General features: G+C 42.7%; 17 protein-coding genes. 14 read left to right on the forward strand and 3 right to left on the reverse strand.

Annotated features, from left to right (window positions below; genetic code table 11):
* The first annotated feature begins 134 nt into the window (after positions 1–134).
* Entirely contained in the window at positions 135–1,202 is a 1,068-nt protein-coding gene (locus REC12_RS25315) for an HD-GYP domain-containing protein (protein WP_308899041.1), read from the forward strand.
* 104 nt (positions 1,203–1,306) lie between these two features.
* Here the strand turns inward: REC12_RS25315 and REC12_RS25320 are convergent, their stop codons facing one another.
* Positions 1,307–3,229, reverse strand: a complete 1,923-nt coding sequence (locus tag REC12_RS25320; protein ID WP_308899043.1) for a thioredoxin domain-containing protein — start codon at positions 3,227–3,229, stop codon at positions 1,307–1,309.
* Between the two features lie 38 nt (positions 3,230–3,267).
* A complete protein-coding gene (locus tag REC12_RS25325) occupies positions 3,268–3,432 on the reverse strand; it encodes a DUF255 domain-containing protein (protein WP_308899045.1) in 165 nt (54 codons plus the stop codon).
* 262 nt (positions 3,433–3,694) lie between these two features.
* On the opposite strand from REC12_RS25325, the gene tnpA reads away from it, so the two are divergent.
* The 12 genes from tnpA to ppsA all read left to right on the forward strand — a co-directional run bounded on the left by tnpA (position 3,695) and on the right by ppsA (position 15,809).
* Entirely contained in the window at positions 3,695–4,033 is a 339-nt protein-coding gene (tnpA, locus tag REC12_RS25330; RefSeq protein WP_308899046.1) for an IS66 family insertion sequence element accessory protein TnpA, read from the forward strand.
* 8 nt (positions 4,034–4,041) lie between these two features.
* Entirely contained in the window at positions 4,042–4,326 is a 285-nt protein-coding gene (tnpB, locus tag REC12_RS25335) for an IS66 family insertion sequence element accessory protein TnpB (RefSeq protein ID WP_308899048.1), read from the forward strand.
* A gap of 1,230 nt (positions 4,327–5,556) precedes the next feature.
* Positions 5,557–5,994, forward strand: a complete 438-nt coding sequence (locus tag REC12_RS25340) for an Ig-like domain-containing domain (protein WP_308899049.1) — start codon at positions 5,557–5,559, stop codon at positions 5,992–5,994.
* A gap of 434 nt (positions 5,995–6,428) precedes the next feature.
* Positions 6,429–6,602, forward strand: coding sequence for a hypothetical protein (locus REC12_RS25345; protein ID WP_308899051.1), 174 nt, complete (start codon positions 6,429–6,431; stop codon positions 6,600–6,602).
* Positions 6,603–7,120: 518 nt separating this feature from the next.
* Positions 7,121–7,762 (forward strand): NfeD C-terminal domain-containing protein, encoded by a 642-nt coding sequence (locus tag REC12_RS25350; protein WP_308899052.1) that lies wholly within the window; start codon positions 7,121–7,123, stop codon positions 7,760–7,762.
* A 24-nt stretch (positions 7,763–7,786) separates the two neighbouring features.
* The gene (locus REC12_RS25355) at positions 7,787–9,280 is read left to right on the forward strand and encodes a flotillin family protein (protein WP_308899053.1); all 1,494 of its coding nucleotides are present in this window, start codon (positions 7,787–7,789) and stop codon (positions 9,278–9,280) included.
* A 353-nt stretch (positions 9,281–9,633) separates the two neighbouring features.
* Positions 9,634–10,320, forward strand: a complete 687-nt coding sequence (locus REC12_RS25360) for a PspA/IM30 family protein (RefSeq protein ID WP_308899055.1) — start codon at positions 9,634–9,636, stop codon at positions 10,318–10,320.
* 72 nt (positions 10,321–10,392) lie between these two features.
* Complete coding sequence (locus REC12_RS25365; RefSeq protein WP_308899056.1) at positions 10,393–11,325, forward strand: TIM44-like domain-containing protein; 933 nt, start codon at positions 10,393–10,395, stop codon at positions 11,323–11,325.
* A gap of 71 nt (positions 11,326–11,396) precedes the next feature.
* Positions 11,397–11,552 carry a hypothetical protein gene (locus REC12_RS25370; RefSeq protein ID WP_308899057.1) on the forward strand — a complete coding sequence of 52 codons (156 nt, stop codon included), beginning with the start codon at positions 11,397–11,399 and terminating at the stop codon, positions 11,550–11,552.
* Positions 11,553–11,778: 226 nt separating this feature from the next.
* On the forward strand, positions 11,779–12,366 hold the full coding sequence (locus REC12_RS25375) for a hypothetical protein (protein WP_308899058.1): 588 nt from the start codon (positions 11,779–11,781) through the stop codon (positions 12,364–12,366).
* Positions 12,367–12,501: 135 nt separating this feature from the next.
* Positions 12,502–13,116 carry a TetR/AcrR family transcriptional regulator gene (locus REC12_RS25380; RefSeq protein ID WP_308899060.1) on the forward strand — a complete coding sequence of 205 codons (615 nt, stop codon included), beginning with the start codon at positions 12,502–12,504 and terminating at the stop codon, positions 13,114–13,116.
* A 71-nt stretch (positions 13,117–13,187) separates the two neighbouring features.
* On the forward strand, positions 13,188–15,809 hold the full coding sequence (gene ppsA, locus REC12_RS25385; protein ID WP_308899061.1) for a phosphoenolpyruvate synthase: 2,622 nt from the start codon (positions 13,188–13,190) through the stop codon (positions 15,807–15,809).
* Positions 15,810–16,042: 233 nt separating this feature from the next.
* On the opposite strand, the gene REC12_RS25390 is transcribed toward ppsA, so the two are convergent.
* The gene (locus tag REC12_RS25390) at positions 16,043–16,216 is read right to left on the reverse strand and encodes a hypothetical protein (protein ID WP_308899063.1); all 174 of its coding nucleotides are present in this window, start codon (positions 16,214–16,216) and stop codon (positions 16,043–16,045) included.
* A 411-nt stretch (positions 16,217–16,627) separates the two neighbouring features.
* Here REC12_RS25390 and REC12_RS25395 point away from each other — a divergent pair, with 411 nt between their 5' ends.
* A complete protein-coding gene (locus REC12_RS25395; protein ID WP_308899065.1) occupies positions 16,628–20,080 on the forward strand; it encodes a pyruvate carboxylase in 3,453 nt (1,150 codons plus the stop codon).
* Positions 20,081–20,386: the final 306 nt, after the last annotated feature.

Here is a 20,386-nt window from a genome sequence, read left to right on the forward strand (position 1 = left end):
AGGGGTAGACCGTTAGGACAAAAGGGAAAACCTATCGCGGCATAATGCTAAAAAGAGGTTATTCAATTCATTTTGACGAAGTAACACGTGCAGGAGTGATTTTGACATTAAATTTGGATAGGGTGAGTAGATTAATGCGTTTGGTGAACACAAGTTTTGTCCAGGAAGGGTCCGTTTTAGCTCGTCCCGTGATCAATTCTTCAGGCAGAATTTTACTGCAAGCTGGGATTTGTGTGACAGCTTCTTATATAGAACGGTTAAAAAGCATGGGGTATGATGTTCTGTTTATCGAGGATGACCGGTTGAATGATGTTGAAGTTCATACGGCAATTACCGGTCAAACCCGTGAAGTGGCTTATAAGACGATACAAAGTATCAGCAAATATATTGAGAACGATGCTGAAGGGTCTTTGCCTATCGCAAAAGTTCGTTCGACTATCCAAGAGATGATTAATGACCTTTTGTCAAGTAAGGATATTCTTTGTAATTTGACGGATATTCAGGGGTACGACAATTATACCTTTCACCATTCCATTAACACTACAATTATCGCCCTTGTTCTGGGGATTGCGGCTAAGTATCCCGAACAAAAATTAATCGAATTTGGCATGGGTGTTCTTATGCACGATATTGGCAAAATTAAAATACCTGAAAGTATTTTGAATAAGAAAACCCCTCTCACTGATGAAGAATTTATGGAAATCAAGAGGCATCCGACAATCGGTTTTGAAATTCTGCGCAAAAACGATGATTTCGGTTTACTGGCGGCTCATATTGCTTTCCAGCATCATGAGAAATGGGGCGGGTCCGGTTATCCGCGGGGATTAAAAGGGACGGAAATTCATGAATACGGCCGCATGGCAGCGGTTGCGGATGTTTATGAGGCCTTAACAAGCCGCAGAGTCTACCGCAAGGCTATTGAACCGAACGAAGCCTATGAGTATATCGTTGCTCAGTCGAATTCCCATTTTGATCCTCAGATTTTAGAGATCTTCAAAAAGCATATTGCCGTCTATCCTTCCGGTTCAGGTATTTTGTTAAGTAATGGACAAAGGGGAAATGTGGTCAAACAAAACTCCGCATTTCCCAATCGTCCTTATGTTCGGGTATTCTACCAAGGGGAAGAAGAGCTGTCTAACCCCATTGATTATAACTTGGCCAATTGCCCTTCCCTTATGATAACTGCCGTGGATAATCGTTAATCTCTTAGCTATGTTTAAGTAATTTTGAAAAAGCATCCTCATTTTCCTTAGTGAAAAGAGGATGCTTTTTGACATAAACTGTGAGGATTTTGCTTGGGGATCACCTAAGCCTTACTTTTTTGCAAAAGATTCTTGAATTCCTCGATGGTATGGACCGGGCGTTGGCAGGTGAAGTTTTCGCAGAGAAAGGCGGCTGGCTGTGTTGCTTCTCTAGGATAGTCACGGAGCCAAGGGACAATAGTTTCAAGGGTCCCCTCATGACAGAGTATTGAAGCATAGGGGCGGAAGTCTGAGAAAAAGACCTGACGCATTTCACTTAGTTGTGCCGAGTTGAGAGGACCGGCTAAAATCAGTTCCTGGCTTGAGTGTAAGGCAAATTGAAGAGCCTGCAAAAAGGCCGTATAACCTGAAGGCTGTTCTTCAAGTACTGGCCGAAAGCTTTCCAGAAGCTCTTCCGCTCTCTTTTCCCAGCGTTCTTCACCTGTGAGGCGTCCTAGGCGAAGTAAATTGAGAGCTGTGATGGAGTTCCCGGAAGGGAGGGCTCCGTCGTAACTTTCTTTAGGCCGGACGAGAAGTTCTTCAGCATCCGCCCCCGTTAAAAAATATCCGCCTTCTTCTTGATCGTAAAATAGTTGTTCCTGTTGTTCCTGAAGCTCAAGGGCAGTTTGAAGATATTGAGGTTTGCCGCAAGCGGAGTATAATTCCAGCAGGCCGCCAATTAAGAAAGCGTAATCGTCTAAATAGCCGAGAAAAGCCGAATCTCCTTGGCGATAGCGGGCCAAAAGGCGGCCGTCAGAACGCCGGAGGTTTGTCAGTAAGAAATGAGCAGCTTTTTCCGCCGCTTCCAGGTAGGCAGGGGTATTTAAGATTTGTGCCCCTTTGGCTAAGGCCATGATCATCAGACCATTCCATGCTGTCAATAGCTTGTCATCCTTGTGAGGATGGACGCGCTGCTCACGAATAGCGAATAAAGTGGCGCGAGCCCGCTCTAAAGATTCCAGCGCACTTTGAATTGTCTGAGCATTGTCAGGTAAACTTTTCCCAAGAGTGCCTTGAAGTAAGTTGGGGATGTTTTTGCCTTCGAAGTTTCCTCCGGTGGTAATGTCGTAAACAGCGCAGTATTCAGCGGCGGCCTCTTTTCCCAAGGCGATTTCGATTTCAGCAGGTGTCCAAACGTGAAACTTTCCTTCTTCTCCTTCAGCGTCGGCGTCTTCTGCGGAGTAAAAACCGCCTTCCGGCGAAATCATGTCCCGAAGCACATAGCTGAAAATGTTTTGCGCCATCCGGGCATCCCTGGCTTGATGCCCTACTTGGTAATTTTCCAGGTAAGCGATGGCCAGCAAAGCATTATCGTAGAGCATTTTTTCAAAATGCGGCACCAACCATTTTTCATCAGTACTATACCTTGCAAAACCATAACCGATATGATCGTAGATTCCTCCCAGGGCCATTCCATCCAAAGTTTTGCGAACCATAGTGAGAGCTTTATCGTCCTGAGGGTGGTCTTGGGCATAGCGCAAGAGGAAGGTCAGAGTATGAGGCGTCGGAAATTTCGGGGCGTGACCGAAACCGCCGTAACGGGCATCAAAACTTCGCGCTAAGTTCTTATAAGCTTCTTCAATCACTTGTTTTCCCCAAACTCGAGGGCCTGAAGTGAGGGAAGAAAGGGGGGCAGCTTTAGCGGGAACAGTCCGTTGGGTTTGGACGGCTGAGACAATTTTTTCACTCGCCTCACGAACCTTAGCCTCATTGTCTTGCCAGAGAAAAGCAACTTGTTCTAAAAGTTCCATCAGTCCCTGGTGACCATAGCGCTGGTTTTTAGGGAAATAAGTGCCGGCGAAAAACGGTTTTTTCTCGGGTGTCATCAGAATAGTGAGCGGCCAGCCGCCGGAACCGGTAAGAGCTTGACAAAAAGACATGTATATATGGTCGACATCAGGCCGCTCTTCACGGTCGACTTTTATCGAAATAAAATGGCGGTTTAAAAGGTCTGCGACTTCCTGGTCTTCAAAAGACTCACGCTCCATAACGTGGCACCAATGACAGGTCTACTTATAGTATCCACCTACGAATACCCAATAGATAAAAAGATGGGCTTGTTTTCCATCTTTGCTAAGTTAAAAGCTTCTTCATTCCATGCGTACCAGTTTACAGGATTGTATTGGTGTTGAAGTAAATAAGGAGACTTTTCATTAGCTAATCTATTGGGTACTCTTGTAGCTGTATTCATTCTACCACCTCCTTCATGAGTTAATTCAATGTCTAGTATTCACTTATCCTGAGGTAAGTATGTAATACATAAAAGAATAAGTCAATCCTCTTCCTTTACATATAACAGATCAATATTTATTACTTAGAAGTTTATACAGGTGCCAAAGATAAAGAGCTAACCAAACATAGCGTCAAAGAAATGTGTAAGGTAGTAGTATTTTTCAGCAAAAAATGCTGAAGAATCTCCATTTTACCCTCGACTTCACCGGGGGCAGGTTGTTATGGCTAGAGATTTAGCCGAAGAACAACGTTGGCGGTACCGCATTGAAGAATGCAGTCAAAGTGAACTGAGTATCCGAGCGTGGTGCATTCAAAACGGACTGAAGAAAACGGCTTATCATTATTGGGCCAGAAAGTTTAAACTTCAGGAGCAACTGGAGGCTGAAAGTAATCCCTTTGCAGAAGTGCTTCTGCCCACTGAACGTGGAGACCGTACGAAAGAATCAGGGTCTCCTAAACCTGAATTATCCTTGTCACTTGGTGACTATTGTATTGGCATACCCGATGGTTTTAATCCGGTGACCTTAGAGGAATTGGTAAAGGTTCCGAGAAAGTTATGATCCAGTCTATGGCCGAAAATGTTGAGCATATTTATCTTGCCTTTGGATATACGGATTTTCGGAGACAAATTACAGGCTTAACAGCTATGGTCGCTCTAAAGTTTAAACTCGATCCTTATTCTGGAAAGACGCTGTTTATCTTCTGCAACAAACGCCATACTGCCATCAAAGCCTTGAGATGGGATGGGAACGGCTTTGTGCATGCTACGAAACACTTAGCTAATGACATGAAGTTTCAATGGCCAAAAACACAGGGAGAACTGGGAGATATCAACATTCGGCAGATAGAGTGACTGCTAGAGGTCAAATTACTGGAACTACAGTAGCTATGCAGTATACTCTTAATGGTGGATCAACTTGGACAGATTGTACAGACGAGAATACAATGGTTACTTTCGCTGATGGTAATGTAGTTATCGTTCCGCCGCCAATAATGCAGATACAAAAACACTTGGTATTTTAATGCAGCCTTCTGAACCCACAAGTGGGGTAACTTATGATGTAGTTGCAGGTACAGTAACAGGGCTTGGATCGACTTACGAATATAGCTTAAATGGTAGTTCACCATGGTCAACTACGGACTCTGGTATAATATTCGATGCTGGAACAATACAAGTACGTACTAAGGTAACATCATCAGCACTTGCTTCGGCTGCAGAGAGTTGGCACAATTGTTCCACCACTATCAGGTCCTACTGGATCAATTAGTGCATCTGCGGCAGTAGGAACTGTAACTGGGTTGACTCCAAATACAACATTAACGGAGTACCTTGGTATAACAGGTATACTGATGCTTCAGGGAACTTAATCACGCCCGGATTTCCTACAGGAGCTACGATAAATATCCGAATTCCAGGAACCTCTACCACACTTCCGAGCTTAACTGCGTCAGTCATTGCCAGCTAATTTAAGCACGAAACGTTACCATACAGCGAACCTGAAGGAGCTTTATTGGTTACAGATATTATACCGCTAAGGTTTCTTCTTAACTGTTTTATCGATAATGATGCTTGAAAATCTTATCCGTGATAACAACCACTAAATAAGAAGTTGCTGGAGCGATCTTTGGTGTGGGAATTGCTTGTAAGAAAGAGCTCCATTCACCTTACTTAAAAGGTGATGGAGTTCTTGTTATATCATCTACCATTTCGCATATCTAATAATTTTTCTACCTGATCGCGGAAGCCATATTTTGATAAGTACTCTACTAACGCAACTTCGTATCCCTGCCGTTGGCTTAAACTGCTTGGGTCGGAAAAGGCCTCCGAAGATCATCTTCGGGGGTCATCTTTTCACCTTCTGAAGGTACCTGATACTATCCGGAATTTGTCGAACAGCTCACCAAAGGTAAACCTAGAATAGTCTTTCGCTTTAACTGGGGACTCTTCACTTCTAAAAGTTGAATTCTCACGATATTATGACAAGTTTTGTCGAAGAAAAATAAAAATAAAGGTAACGGTAATTGCGTATAGAAGATATATCTAAACTGTTCTGTAAAAGTAATTATAGGGAGAGTGGTCTTAATGAAAGTCAGAGATTTTGGGGGAAGCGGTTTTAAAAATCTGAAAAGAAAGGTATTACTCACGGTAACATTTGCTTTTTTATTAGTTCTTCAGATGGTTTTTAGCAGTCAAGTCAATGCTTCTGATGAACCTTTTGCGGTCAGCACAGCAAACAATATGGTATTTCAATTTCAAGGAATTAATGTCGATTTCAACAGGAACATAGTGGTGCCGACCGATTGGTCAGGAATACAGCTATTAGACGGAAATGGTCAGGCAGTGGCAATAGATCGAGTAAACTTAACGAATTATCCGAATGAGCTGCAAATATATTCTAAGGCCTTATTAAATAGTCAGACGTACACTTTGGTTATAGCTCCAAATACTATTTCTGATACGGAAGGGAATAAATACACGCAAGAGATACAAATAAATTTCAGTTGCAATGTACCTTCCTGAATTGATGCTCTAAACTATATGTACTCCGAGATACCTATTATCTAAAATGAAGACAGTGCCGAAGTAGGAAGAAAAATAATTTGTAATTAGTTGGTTCATAGTAATCAAGTAAGCGGTGGAACATATAGCGTTGCATAAAAATTAGCCCTGATTTTCAGTTCTTGAAAATCAGGGCGATTTACATTTTTACAAAAAACCTCACTTGCAACGTCCTTGATGTATTTATACTATTTACGGATTAACTTCTTAGAGTGAGCATCCGATAAATCATCATACTTATTGGTTCCTTCTTCTACTAAATAGTCATAAATTAGTTCGGCATAGTCTCTGTCTTCCCGGACCATCTTCCGAAGCGCCACGACGAAAATGAATTAGCTCAGGGTAGGGACGAGATTGTTTCGATTACAGGTTCAACTGGTAATAAGATTTACAGCATGATTGGAACCAAGCGGGCAGCGGTTAATACCAACGCAATGTTCGACGATTCCCAGTATCAAGACGTTTCTATTGACGAAAAGACGATCACATTGGTTGTTGTTCGCCGTGACGGTAAACTTATAACGATAAAGCCCGATAAAGATACCAAAATCGAAACGACACATGCCTAAATAAGTTAAAATTATTTAGTTGTTGGATTGAAATGTCGATCTTTGAAAGAAGTGGATTTCAATTTTGGTCAGGAACGGTATGGCTGAAGAACATATATTAATGTGTGATTGGGAGTATGAGGATATTTTTTATGTTACTTTAAGCAGGAAATAGGGTAAAACAGTAGAATTAGTATTTATAGTAAGAATTTAAGGAAATATCCCAGCTATTCCATCTTCTCACATGCTTGGGCCTTGCCAAGCTCAAAAAATTGTCGCTTTGATAAGGGAACTATGTGAATATGCTTGTTCTTTTTAGGGTATGAGCTCAAAAAGATCATCAAACGGAAGTGAGAAATTATCGAAATTAAAAGTGTGGCAGGTCTTGAAAGATTCGTTGTCAGTTAATAATGGCACAGGATGGTTTTATATCTGGTACAGCCTAATTATTTTACCATGGTTATATTTATTTTGGATAATTAATTGCATAGTCTATATTAAAGCTGCTTTTTTACATCTAGCCTTAGGAAGTGATTTTTATGATGGTCTTTAGTTCAAGTGTCAATTTTCTAGAGAGTGTTTACATAATTTGTTTAGCAGTGGGTTTTATTTTCAGCGTGGTAAGCTTAGTTTTTGGCGGACATGGAGGGCATATGTATCATGTTGACCATGCACATTTAGGCCATTCCAGTATGGGACATACCGCACATGCTGCTATAGATTCAACTGATAATAGCGGCATTGCTAATGATAGTACGCCTCTTTATACCGTGCCCATATTAAATATCCAGGCTATATTTGCTTTTCTTCTTGGTTTTGGGTCAGGTGGTCTTGTAGGTTTTCAAGTTTTTAAGATGGCTTTACTCACACTTCCTCTTGCTTTAGTTGGGGGTATAGTGTTTTGGTGGTTAGTTCGAGGAGTAATAACTCTAATGCTCAGGAATCAGACCGCTTATTTAGACATCAAAGACACCGATGCAGTGGGGGTAACCGGTTTGGTGACAACCAGGATTTCAGCAGATTCAATGGGTGAGGTTCTATATCCTTTACAGGGTACAGATAGAATCATCAGGGCTAAAGCATTAGATGGAGGTCAAATTAATAAAGGCGTAAGTGTGGTCATAGTTAAAGTAGAAAGGGGAGTAGCCTACGTATCTTCAGCTGATTCATTTGGCAAGTAAAAGATTGAGAAAGGGGTAAATTGGATGATTTTTTCGAGTGTTATAATCATTATTGCAGTGGCGGTTGTAGGTTTGTTGGCTATCTTAAGTATGCTTGCTCGTATGTTTCAGAAAGCCGGACCGGATGAAGCCTTAATTGTTTTTGGTATGGGTGGTTCTAATGTTATAACAGGAGGCGGTCGAGTCGTCTGGCCACTTGTGCAAACTTGCAAGCGTATATCTTTAGCTTTGATGTCTTTTGACATTGCTCCAGCAAATGATTTATATACTACTCAAGGAGTAGCGGTAACCATCGAAGCGGTGTCCCAAATTAAGATTATTGATATCTCAGATGCTATTAAAACAGCGGCAGTTCAGTTTTTGTCCAAGAGTGACGAAGCTCAAGAGATTATGATTAAACAGGTCATGGAGGGTCACCTTCGTAGTATTATCGGTCAGTTAACCGTCGAGCAAATTGTTAAGGAACCGGATATGGTTCAAACAAAGATGCTTGAGACCTGTCAGGGCGAGTTATCTAAGATGGGACTTGAAGTTCGGTCATTTACAATTAAGAGTGTCAAAGATCGCAATCAGTATATTGAAAATATGGGTAAACCAGAGATTGCCCGTGTACTTAAAGAGGCCGAGATAGCTAAGGCTACGGCCTTTAAAGAAAGTGAAATCCAGAAAGCGGCAGCCGAACGAGACGCTGCCATTGCCAGGGCAGAGGCGCAGCAAAAGACTGTAGAGGCGCAGACTCAGTCTGAGACACAACAAGCAGAGAATATGAAAAATCTGAATTTGAAGAAAGCTCAATATGATGCCGAAGTGCAAAAGGCACAGGCTGATAAAGAAAATGCCTATAAACTACGTGATGCTGAACTGCAGCAGGAATTGACCAAGAAGCAGTGGACTGTGAAACAGATTGAACGCCAGGGTGAAACTGCCGTCGCTGAAGCCGAAATTATTCGTAAGCAAAAAGAATTGGAAGCTGATGTAATTAAACCTGCGGAAGCCGGAGCTCAGGCTGTGAAGATTAAGCAACAAGCTCAGGCTGAAGCTAATGCCCAGGTTACAGTGATTGAGAATAAAGCTAAGGCTGAAGCCACCGCTCTTAACATCAAGTTGGAAAGCGAAGCCAAGGCTGAAGCTACTAAATCTGTCGGTAGCGCCGAAGCGGATATTATTCGTTCTAAGGGTCTTGCAGAGGCTGAAGCTATTCAAGCAAAAGCAGAAGCCTTTGCTAATTACTCACAAGCGGCCATCTTAGACAAATTACTGGCTGGTTTGCCGGATCTTGCCAAAGCCGTCACTGCCCCTCTGGAAAACATTGATAAGATTACGGTTGTATCCACTGGTGGGGACAATTCAGGGATGCAGAAAGTCACTCGCGATGTCACGAATATGATTGCCCAGGTTCCTGATCTGGTGGAAACTTTGACTGGCATAGACATCAAGGATGCTATTTCCAACCTAGGTGTTTTGAAGAAAAACACTGGTTCTGTTTCAGTAAATAATAATGATTCTATTGAGGATTAATGTTAATATGCTAAATAAGATGGTGACAGGTCTAAAACTGTATGAGGCAAAATAATACATTCGTCCAACCTTGCTCTCATCAGAAACGATGGGGGCATTACTTATGGATTTTCTACCAGGGCATTTACGATTTGCGCGATCGTGGTAAATAACCTCAGTTTTGTAATTAGTAAATGTAAGATTATTGTCGGAATCGGGAAGGATTTTTAAATGTTTTTGTCGCAATAATGTGAATACATTGTTCGAGGTTTACGCATAAACAGTGTTATAATGCTTATGATGAAGATAAAGTTGAAGTAAAGGTTCGAACGATAAATTTATTGTTTATTAGTATTGAAAGGAGAATGGAAGCTATGGGGTTGTTTAGTAAGGTAAAAGATTTGCTTCAAGCAAATACTATGGATCTTATAACCAAGGCTGAAGATCCGGAAAAGATGTTAAATCTTTATGTAGAACGAGCAACGGAGGAAGTCCGCAATTTTCAAATTCAAGTCAACCGTGCTCTGGCGGATAAAATTCAACTTGAGGAACGCATTGAAGGCTTGAATAAGGAAATTAAAGTGCGCAGTGAACAGGCTGCACTTGCCGTACAGCAGGGAAAGGATGATTTGGCGAGGACTGCTTTAACCTATAAAAAACAGGCTGAGAACAGCAAGAGAGATTATGAGTCCCAACTTACAGAACAGGCCAAATCGGTTGAAGATCTTCAGAATAACCTTCATCTGCTTTCGGAAAAACTGGAAAAGGCCAAGATAGAACGTAATAACCTGGTTATGCGTCAACGACGGGCGGAAACTATGAAAAAGGCGAATGAAGCTGTATCCGGAGTTTCTGCCCACGACCCGTTGGTAGATTTTGATCGAATGAAAGACCGGGTTGAACGCCTGGAGGCGGAAGCCAAGGCGTCCGGAACAATGGTACACAGAAATACAATTGAAGAACAATTTGCAGAACTAGAAACGAGCAAAGTCAATTCCGAAATCGAGGATGAGTTAGCAAAACTTAAAGAAGGAAATAAAATTGAGTTAAATAAGAATTAGGTTCTCCATTAAGGCTGCACTGGATCGTCATTGCGAGTTTTCTAAAAGAGATGCTTAGGATCGGTGATTGGCATGAATTTTTGGACAAAACGTATAGCGGTAATTCTAACGACTCTCATTCTCTCGGGAAGTCAAGTATCGCTGGCCTTAGCACGTGGCGGCGGCGGTTTAGGCGGAAGCTTGGGTGATAGCTCGGGAGGAAGCTTTAGTGGCGGGTCTTTTTCCGGAGGCGGTCATTTGGGAGGTGGGGGACTTGGTGGGTTCTTTCCCATTCCGTTCTTCTTCGGGGGGTATGGGTCCGGAGGAATACTTTTCCTCGTTATCCTTTATATAGCGTGGCGGTTTTTAAATGCTGGAAGCCAAGAAAGACGAAGGTGGGGCCGTAATGATCGCTTCCCATCTACGACAAGTTCTAAAACCGTGAATAATGATCGCAACTCAAGAGAGACAGCTGTAGATTTAAATGGCCGACCGATTTCCAATTCGGAAAATCTTCAGCGCTTTGGTAAAGCTATAAATTATACACGCGAGAATATGAGCTATTTAGCGGAAACGTTTTCTCGTTGGGATCGGGATTTTCTTGTCGGCAGGGTTCGTCAGGTCTTCTTTTGGCTACAGGATAGTTGGAGTCGGCAGGACCTCTCGAGAGCGGAAGAGTACCTAATAACTGCGTTGAATAAGAAGTACCAGACGGATCTTCAAGGCATGAAAGCTCGTGGAGAGCGCAATATAATAAAGGAACCAATTTTGAACACCGGGGATATTGAGTTTATTCATAGTCATCTGGATGAAGAATCACAATATTTTATTGTCATGGTTTTTGCGAGTTTAATCGATTATACGTTAGACGACTCAGGAAAACTCATATCCGGAAATGATAAGCACAGACTTTACTTTACAGAATTTTGGAAGTTTGTCTGGCAGGATGAGAAGTGGTTGTTGGCAAGTATTTATCAGGAAGACGCATTAGAAATAGCTAAAATTGCGCGTGGAATAGAAGATTAGAGATCTATATGGTTTAATCAAAGCTAAATTAATTGCAAACCTGTTTCCACAGTTCAGGAGACAGGTTTTTTATGTACATACAAGAACAACCTGTCGATTACGATGAAGTTTATGAACGTGTGAAAAATCTTTGTCAAGGTGATTCCATCATAGCGAAGTATCTAGTGAACAAGTTAACTGCCAACGCCAGGACGTCTTATTTAGACAGGCTGTTTTTCCTTTTATAGAATATATTTGCTATTTTAGGAAGGAAATTAAGAAATAATGCGGAAAGTGTAAAGGTACTTTATTATCGGAGCCTAGAAAATGTTAGCCGACTCAGAAGGTCTTGCAAACTCGCTTGTGGAAGGATTATTTTGACTGCATTAAACCCTTTAGCAATATTATTTTAGGCTCTTTATCACGAGAGGAATTTAACAATAATTTGACTGATTTTCTCCGAGGAGGTTCCCTATGGACAGCAGCACATCTTTTCGTGGAAACAAAAGATTGATTATCGGAATAGCCGTCATAGGTATCATTTTGTTTTCAAGCTGGTTTATTCCACGTAAAATAATGAGCATTAGACCAAGCGATGTCATTGAAATTCAAAATCTAATCTTAGATTCCGTGAAAACGGAGCAAACAGCTGTTATTCTTCCGGAACCTTATCGCTCAAATTTTAACATCCCTATTTCGGACGAAGTTAAAAGGAAAGCGAACGAGAACATTGAGGATAAATTTTTAAAATTCTATATTCCCAACTCTCAAATCTTAAAGAAAATGGTTAAGCAGTCAGAAGGGATGATCAAGGCACAGGAAACAGGTAACTATAGGTTTGCGGATGGCGGAGTTGCCAAGTATAAAAACATCAAGATATATGGATATGGCAATGCTGCCACTGTCAGTGCTGACATTTGGGTATGGAACCAAGCGTTAATTAACAACGTAATTGCCCACCCCGAAATAGGATTGCATTATCAGTTTTCAGTTGTTCGTATAGGGAAATCATGGGTCATTAATGATGAAAGCTCAACCGTCATACCTGGCGAAGGGGCGTAGATTAAGTTCTCTCAAGCAAGTATTTGGGAGGGCTTTTTATTTTGAGTTTTGTTGAAAACGCTCTTGACCGAATCGGTTTAGAGTGTTACAGTTATCTCGACCGATTCGGTTGAGATAACTAAAGAGGTGAAATTTATGGAGAAATTTTTCAGTTTATCGATAGAAAAACAAAACCTAATCCTTGATGCCGCTCTGCGGGTTTTTGGTGCTAATGCCTATAAAAAAGCTTCCATTAGCGATATTGCTGCTGCCGCAGGAATTTCCAAATCTATGGTATTTCATTACTTTGGCACCAAAAAAGCACTGTATCTTTACCTGATTAATTTGTGCGGGACTATCATCATGAATGAGGTTAATGAAATCTTTGACAACAGTATTACTGATTTTTTTGAGCGAATCAAAATGTCGTCGAGTATTGAAATTTCTATTATGAAACGACACGCTGCGATACCATCTTTTTTAACCAGCGTGTACTTTGAAACTGACGAGGAAGTGAAAGATGAGATAAAGGCTATTCTGAACAGTGGAGAAGATTTCAGAAACAAAATAGCTTTTGAGGGTGTGGATACTTCCAAATTCAAAGACGGGGTTGACCTGAGACTTTTGCTGAAAATGCTTTCCTGGATGGCCGATGGATACACCAAACAGTTATCGGATAAAGCTGAGATGAGTTTTGACACCATGTTGGAAGAATTCAATGAATGCTTAGATATGCTCAAAAACAACTTCTATAAGGAAACGTATCTGTAGATTAGGGGAGTAAAAAAAGTAAATAGTTGCTTGTAGAATCTTGCCGCAAATAATCAGGGGAGGTAGTAAATATGAGTTCCTATTTGCTAAGTTTTAAAGAGATAGATAAAACCCAGCTTATGCTGGTCGGAGGCAAGGGAGCAAACCTGGGGGAACTGTCAAAGGCTGAAGGAATACAGGTTCCCGAAGGGTTTTGTATTACTACTGAAGCCTATAAAAGAATTGTTGAGGATAATAAGGAGTTTAACGGGCTGGTTGAAGAATTATCTCAGCTTAAGCCGGAGGATAGGGAAAGGGTAGGAGAAATCGGCGGAAAAATCCGCAGCCTAATCGAAGCAATCCTCATTCCCCAGGATATAGACGAAGAGATTGCTCTATTCCTTAAAAAGTTTGGGGAAAAGAAGGCCTATGCCGTTCGTTCCAGTGCCACTGCCGAAGATTTACCCTTAGCTTCTTTTGCGGGGCAGCAGGATACCTATTTAAATATCAGAGGAAAAGAGGAGATTCTACACCAGGTAAGCAAGTGCTGGGCATCACTTTTTACAGACAGAGCGGTAATCTACCGAATGCAAAATCACTTTGATCACCGTAAAGTCTACCTCTCCGTGGTTATTCAAGAGATGGTTTTTCCTCAAGCTTCAGGGATTATGTTTACAGCAGACCCTGTAACCTCTAACAGGAAAATTACTTCTATTGACGCCAGCTTTGGTCTTGGTGAAGCTCTGGTGTCCGGACTTGTGAATGCGGATATCTATAAAATTAAAGAAGGTACGATCGTCAATAAAAAGATATCGACCAAGAAATTAGCTATCTATGGTTTGGAACAAGGGGGAACTGAAAAAAGGGCAGTTGATATTGACCGTCAGAATGCTCAAACATTAACGGACCGGCAGATTTTAGAGCTTGAACAAACGGGCAGGAAGATTGAAAAGTATTTTGGCCGTCCCCAGGATATAGAATGGTGTCTTTATGAAGACAAGATATATATTGTACAGAGTCGTCCTATTACAACTTTATATCCTGTACCGGAAATGAAGGATGATAAGAATCATATATTTTTCTCCTTTGGCCATCGTCAGATGATGACGGAAGCCATGTCTCCCTTAAGCATAACCTTTTTTCAACTATTATTTAAACAGATGACCGACTCGCCCATGTACGAAGCCGGCGGAAGAATCTATGTCGATGCCTCCAACGAAATCCGATCACCCTTTATGAGGAAGTCCTTTGTTAAAGGACTGGCAACGGTAGATGTGCTTATGCAGAAGGCTTTTAATAATGTTATCCGACGCGAAGATTTTATCAAAAATCTCTCTAAAAGTAAGAAACCGATGCTCGGAGGCAGACTAATCGTCCGCTGGCTCCTTAAGACGCTGGAATGCTATCGGAAAAATGACCCTGCTATCGCAGAAGATTTTATGGCTCGTAATAGCGCAGCCCTAAGGGACTTGGAAGAGAGGGCTCGGAATATTTCCGGCAAGGAATTTATTACTTTTATTGAGCAGAGCATGGTTCAATTAAAAGACATCATGTTTGACACTTACGGTGTTGTTTTTGCCGGGGCTTATGCCGCAAACTGGCTCAACAAGCATTTGGAAAAATGGCTGGGGGAAAAGAATGCGGCGGATGTCCTTGCCCAATCTGTGGCTAATAATATTACTTCAGAAATGGGTCTTGAACTTTTGGATGTATCCGATGTCGTTCGAAAGTACCCGGAGGTCGTTGGGTATTTAGAAAATCCGCATGATGAAAGCTTTTTTGAGGATTTAGCCAAATTAGAGGGAGGGCTTGAGGTTAGCGAGGCGCTGCGAGGGTATCTGAAGAAATACGGCATGCGTTGTTCGGCGGAAATAGATATTAGCAGAACCCGCTGGCATGAGAAGCCTACGATATTGGTTCCCCTGATTTTGGGCAATATTAAAGTTTATCCGCCTAATGAGCATATTGCCAAATTCGAGCAAGGATTGCGGGAAGCTAAACAGAAAGAGCAGGACATTTTAACCAGGCTGCGGCAGCTGCCGGGTGGTAAAAGAAAAGCTAAAAAGACAGAGAAAGCAATCAGCGTTCTGCGCAATTATGCCGGTTACCGTGAGTTTAACAAATATACCTTAGTCTGGTATGAATGGATTGTGAAGCAGCTTCTGATCAAAGAAGCCGAAGCCTTCGTCCAACGGGGCCGTCTGGAAGCAATAGAAGATATCTATTATCTTAGATTTGAAGAGCTGAAACAAGTTATGGAAACGGACAAGCTGGATTATGCCCTTATCAAGAAGCGTAAAGAAGAATATGAGATTTACGAGAGGCTTACCCCGCCGCGTGTTCTTACCTCTGAGGGAGAAATTATATCCGGTGAGTATGACACGAGTAATATCCCAACAGGTGCTTTGGCCGGAGTGCCTGTTTCCTCAGGAATCATTGAGGGAAGGGCAAGGGTAATCCTCAGGATTGAGGACGCCAAAATCGAGGAAGGGGATATTCTAGTGACCACCTTTACTGACCCTAGCTGGACCCCGGTCTTTGTTTCCATCAAAGGACTGGTTACGGAAGTCGGGGGAATGATGACTCATGGTGCAGTTGTGGCCAGGGAGTATGGTCTTCCGGCTGTGGTAAGTGTTGAAAACGCTACGGCGCTTATCAAGGATGGACAGAAGATCCGGATCAATGGAACGGAAGGATATGTAGAAATACTCTAACCGGCTTAGGGAAAAGTACGCTGTCCTAAAAGTTATCTTCACTCCCCGGAGCAATCAGGTGAAAGGTCAAAAGGAAATGTTGCAGGAATGATAGTTTAGGTTCAGCCGTAAATTGGTTGAGCCTTTTTCTTTGAATGCTGCAGACCTGAGAGCCTTATCGACAACGCCCAAGCTTTGTGCAGTTGGCTCAAAAGTAATGAGGAACGTTCAAACAATTCCTCATTTCATTCCTATCAATCCTTATTAAGGATATTCCAGATAAAATTTCTGGTTCTAATCATCGCTTTTCTATATCCTTTACTCCACATTCTTGCTTCGCTATTATAAGTTTCAAGAGGTTTATTTGCTTCATAATCGACAAATTCTAATATTTGTTTTAATTTATCATATAATGGTTCATGAGCCATGTATATCCCCCTTACAAAATTAGGATATGCAAAAGGGCTGAAAACGGTACAAGCATTGGCATTCTTTGTCTTTGATTTAAGAAATGTTTCCGGAAAGAGAAGACACTTTTGACATAAGAGTGGAATCAGCGCTTTAAAATGATGTGTGCCAGGGTAACATTTGTTTCCTGAATGAGTAATATGTTGATGTGGAATACGTAAAAATGCTATACTTAAAGAGTTAGACGGGTATTTTACGAAGAATCATGGATTTACCGGCTTGCAGGAAGATGAGTTTGTCTGGATAATTGATTGGGTTTAAATCCGCTTAGATATCTGATGATGAAACAGCCCAGGGGTTTGCCAGCCCTTGGGTTTTGCTGCTAATAGCGGCTAAGGTCGAGGGTGATAATAACGATGGAGGAAGATATCATGAGTAAATTTAAAAGGGTGATGGTCGCCAACAGGGGCGAAATCGCAATTAGGGTCTTCAGAGCTTGCAGTGAACTGGGAATAAGGACCGTCGCGATCTATTCCAACGAAGATAAATATTCTCTTTTCAGAAGCAAAGCCGATGAGGCTTATCTTATCGGTGAAGGCAGGAGTCCGGTTGATGCTTATCTGAATATAGAGGAGATCATCAGTCTGGCAATCAAAAAAGGTGTGGACGCTATCCATCCGGGATACGGTTTTCTGTCGGAGAACCCTGAATTCGCCAAACGCTGCGAACAAGAAGGCATCGAATTTATCGGGCCGACGGCGGAGATGATGGACAGGTTGGGTGACAAGATCAAGTCCAAGATCGTCGCTAAGGAAGTTGGAGTCCCGATCATCCCGGGGTATGAAAAGGATGTCAAAACTGTAGCTGAAGCCAAAAAGCACGCCGCAAAATGCGGTTATCCTTTGATGTTTAAGGCAGCCGCCGGAGGCGGCGGCAGGGGAATGCGGATCGTCAGACATGAGAGTGAGTTGGAGTCTGCTTTTTTAAGTGCTAAAAGCGAGGCCAAAAAAGCCTTTGGCATCGATCACATCTTTATGGAAAAATTTATTGAGAAACCAAAACATGTCGAAGTGCAGGTTCTTGGAGATAAGTACGGCAACATAGTTCATATGTTTGAACGGGATTGTTCAATTCAGAGAAGGCATCAAAAGGTCGTGGAATTTACTCCCGCTTTCTCTATCTCCCGGGAAATCAGAAATAGCATCTACCAGGATGCGCTGAAAATTGCCAAGGCCGTAAACTACAGGAGTGCGGGAACCCTCGAATTTCTGGTAGACAATCAGGGGAATTACTATTTCATTGAAATGAATCCCCGGATTCAGGTTGAGCATACGGTTACCGAGATGGTCACAGGGATCGATATTGTACAGGCTCAGATCCAGATTGCCCAAGGATACGCTCTCAATTCTCCTGAAATCGGCATAAATTCTCAAGAGGATATCATCCTCAACGGGTATTCCATTCAATGCCGAATCACGACGGAGGACCCTTCGAATAATTTCGCTCCCGATACGGGGAAAATCGAATCCTACAGGACCGGCTCAGGCTTCGGGATCAGGCTGGACGGCGGCAACGGATTTACTGGAGCGGAAATCAGTCCATATTATGACAGCCTCCTCGTCAAAAATATCTCCTGGTCCAGAAGTTTCCAGGATGCCATCAAGAAATCCATCCGTTCGATAACTGAGACGCAGATCACTGGAGTCAAGACCAATATCGGATTTCTGATCAATGTCCTCAATCACCCGCAGTTTGCCAAAGGAGAATGTCATACAGGTTTCATTGAGGAAAATCCCGACCTGATTTCCCTAACCCATAAGACTGATGATGAAAGTAGGATTCTGAAGTTCCTCGGCAATGTCGTGGTCAATGAAACCATGGGGATAAAACTGCAATATGATGTCCCCAAAGTGCCGTCCATAGACGGTATCAGTCCCGGCGATCTGAGAGGGACAAAGCAGATCCTTGATGAGCAAGGTGCGGAAGGACTTGTCAACTGGATCAAAAATCAGAAGAAGGTGCTGTTTACTGACACAACCATGCGGGATGCCCATCAATCTCTGATGGCGACAAGGGTCAGGAGCAAAGACATGATCAAGATCGCCAAGGCAACTTCGGTCTACGGCCAGGATTTGTTTTCCCTGGAAATGTGGGGGGGTGCAACTTTTGACGTAGCTTACAGATTCCTCAAAGAGTCTCCGTGGGCAAGGCTGGAAGAACTGCGGGCAAGAGTGCCGAATATTTTATTCCAGATGCTCATCAGAGGAGCGAATGGGGTAGGCTATAAAAATTACCCTGACAATGTTATCCGGGAATTCATCAGAGAGTCGGCCGACTCAGGTATTGATGTCTTCAGAATTTTTGACTCTCTCAACGAGCTGCGAGGCATGGAAATTTCGATTGAAGAAGTCCTGAAGAGCGGAAAGGTCGCCGAAGCCTGTATTTGCTATACGGGAGATATCCTCGACAGCAGGAAGAAAAAGTATGACCTGGATTATTACATTAAACTTGCCAAAGAGATAGAAAAGACCGGAGCTCATATTCTCTGTATCAAAGATATGTCTGCTCTCCTCAAACCCCATGCGGCCTTTAAACTGATCAGCGCTTTGAAAGATGAGGTTGCAATGCCTATCCATCTTCATAACCATGACACCACAGGCAATGGGGTGGCAACGGTGCTTATGGCTGTGGAAGCAGGAGTAGATATTGTGGATACCGCCTTTAACAGCATGTCCGGCCTAACGAGCCAACCGGCTATGAATTCGATTGTTGCAGCCCTGAAAAATATGGAACGGGACTCCGGTATTGATTTAAAGGGAATCCAAAAGGTATCGGACTACTGGGAAGCAGTCCGCCCGGTCTATGGCAAGTATGAATCAGGCCTGAAATCGGGGTCTGCCGAGATTTACAAATATGAGATTCCCGGAGGCCAGTACTCTAACCTTAAGCCTCAGGTGGAAAGCTTCGGCCTCGGTCATAAGTTTACAGAGATTAAAGAAATGTACAAAACCGTTAATGAGATGCTGGGGGATATCGTGAAAGTTACACCGTCCTCAAAAGTTGTGGGAGATTTCGCTATCTTTATGGTTCAGAATCATCTCACCCCGGAGAATATTTACGAAAAGGCGGAAAAAATGGCCTTTCCTGATTCGGTAGTAGCCTACTTCAAGGGTATGATGGGCCAGCCGATGGGTGGGTTCCCGGAGAAACTCCAGAAGCTGGTCCTGAAAGGAGAACAACCGATAACCGAGCGTCCGGGTGAACTGCTCCCGGATGAGGACTTTGCCGCTATTGCCAAGTATTTGAGAGATAAATTCGAGTTTGAGCCGACAAGCAAGGATGTTTTGAGCTATGCGTTATATCCTGAAGTGTTTGAAGAATTCTTGAAAGTTGTCGCCGAATATGGAGACTTAAGCAGGCTGGGAAGCGATGTCTTTTTCCACGGCCTTTACGAAGGAGAGATCATTGAAGCTGAGGTCGCCGAAGGAAGAAGCCTTATGATCAAGCTTAGCTCCGTCGAGAAGCCGGACCTGGAAGGGTACAGAACTCTGGTTTTTGAAGTCAATCGGAATAGAAGGGAAATCAAAATCAAGGACAAGAACTGGCGCGACGTTAATCCTCTCAGCCAGTCGGGAGAATACAGTTTGACAGAGATGGCAGATCCCGACAATAAAAATGAAATCGGTTCCCCTATTCCGGGGACGGTCGTGACGCTGCTGGTTAAAGAGGGGGACGAGGTAGCCGTGAACCAGCCGCTGGTGGTTGTCGAAGCCATGAAAATGGAAACAAGGATAACCAGTTCCGTTGCCGGGACTGTCAGCTCGGTGAATGTCAAGGAAGGACAGCAGATCAAAGCCGGTGAACTCCTTATCGTCATTAAGTAACCGTGGCGGAGTAAAACTACTCTGTTTGGTAACGACGAAGTCACATAATTTGGGTAGAGAAAAGCAGCGAAGAGAACCTGGGTCAATCAAAGATTAGCCTAAGGTTCTCTTTGCCAATTCTCAGCAAAAATCGGCTGAGAGCAAACCAATAATTTTAGAGGAACGGCAGCTGGGGAATCTTGACAAGCTGCTCATTAAATTAAGGCTATAAGGCTGGTGACCTTGAAAATCAGACTTGACAACATCGTTTACACATGTAAGAATGATTACGGATGTAGTTAATATTTAGCGAAGGAAAGGAAGGCT

Source organism: Candidatus Desulfosporosinus nitrosoreducens, assembly GCF_030954495.1.
GTDB lineage: Bacteria > Bacillota > Desulfitobacteriia > Desulfitobacteriales > Desulfitobacteriaceae > Desulfosporosinus > Desulfosporosinus nitrosoreducens.

What these genes read in the sequence shown, in the direction of transcription:
- tnpB (WP_308899048.1), top strand. Translation starts at nt 4,042, where the DNA reads ATGGCCGAAAATGTTGAGCATATTTATCTTGCCTTTGGATATACGGAT.
- REC12_RS25360 (WP_308899055.1), top strand. Translation starts at nt 9,634, where the DNA reads ATGGGGTTGTTTAGTAAGGTAAAAGATTTGCTTCAAGCAAATACTATG.
- REC12_RS25315 (WP_308899041.1), top strand. Translation starts at nt 135, where the DNA reads ATGCGTTTGGTGAACACAAGTTTTGTCCAGGAAGGGTCCGTTTTAGCT.
- REC12_RS25395 (WP_308899065.1), top strand. Translation starts at nt 16,628, where the DNA reads ATGAGTAAATTTAAAAGGGTGATGGTCGCCAACAGGGGCGAAATCGCA.
- REC12_RS25365 (WP_308899056.1), top strand. Translation starts at nt 10,393, where the DNA reads ATGAATTTTTGGACAAAACGTATAGCGGTAATTCTAACGACTCTCATT.
- tnpA (WP_308899046.1), top strand. Translation starts at nt 3,695, where the DNA reads ATGGCTAGAGATTTAGCCGAAGAACAACGTTGGCGGTACCGCATTGAA.
- REC12_RS25355 (WP_308899053.1), top strand. Translation starts at nt 7,787, where the DNA reads ATGATTTTTTCGAGTGTTATAATCATTATTGCAGTGGCGGTTGTAGGT.
- REC12_RS25340 (WP_308899049.1), top strand. Translation starts at nt 5,557, where the DNA reads ATGAAAGTCAGAGATTTTGGGGGAAGCGGTTTTAAAAATCTGAAAAGA.
- REC12_RS25375 (WP_308899058.1), top strand. Translation starts at nt 11,779, where the DNA reads ATGGACAGCAGCACATCTTTTCGTGGAAACAAAAGATTGATTATCGGA.
- ppsA (WP_308899061.1), top strand. Translation starts at nt 13,188, where the DNA reads ATGAGTTCCTATTTGCTAAGTTTTAAAGAGATAGATAAAACCCAGCTT.
- REC12_RS25350 (WP_308899052.1), top strand. Translation starts at nt 7,121, where the DNA reads ATGATGGTCTTTAGTTCAAGTGTCAATTTTCTAGAGAGTGTTTACATA.
- REC12_RS25325 (WP_308899045.1), bottom strand. Translation starts at nt 3,432, where the DNA reads ATGAATACAGCTACAAGAGTACCCAATAGATTAGCTAATGAAAAGTCT.
- REC12_RS25320 (WP_308899043.1), bottom strand. Translation starts at nt 3,229, where the DNA reads ATGGAGCGTGAGTCTTTTGAAGACCAGGAAGTCGCAGACCTTTTAAAC.
- REC12_RS25345 (WP_308899051.1), top strand. Translation starts at nt 6,429, where the DNA reads ATGATTGGAACCAAGCGGGCAGCGGTTAATACCAACGCAATGTTCGAC.
- REC12_RS25380 (WP_308899060.1), top strand. Translation starts at nt 12,502, where the DNA reads ATGGAGAAATTTTTCAGTTTATCGATAGAAAAACAAAACCTAATCCTT.
- REC12_RS25370 (WP_308899057.1), top strand. Translation starts at nt 11,397, where the DNA reads ATGTACATACAAGAACAACCTGTCGATTACGATGAAGTTTATGAACGT.
- REC12_RS25390 (WP_308899063.1), bottom strand. Translation starts at nt 16,216, where the DNA reads ATGGCTCATGAACCATTATATGATAAATTAAAACAAATATTAGAATTT.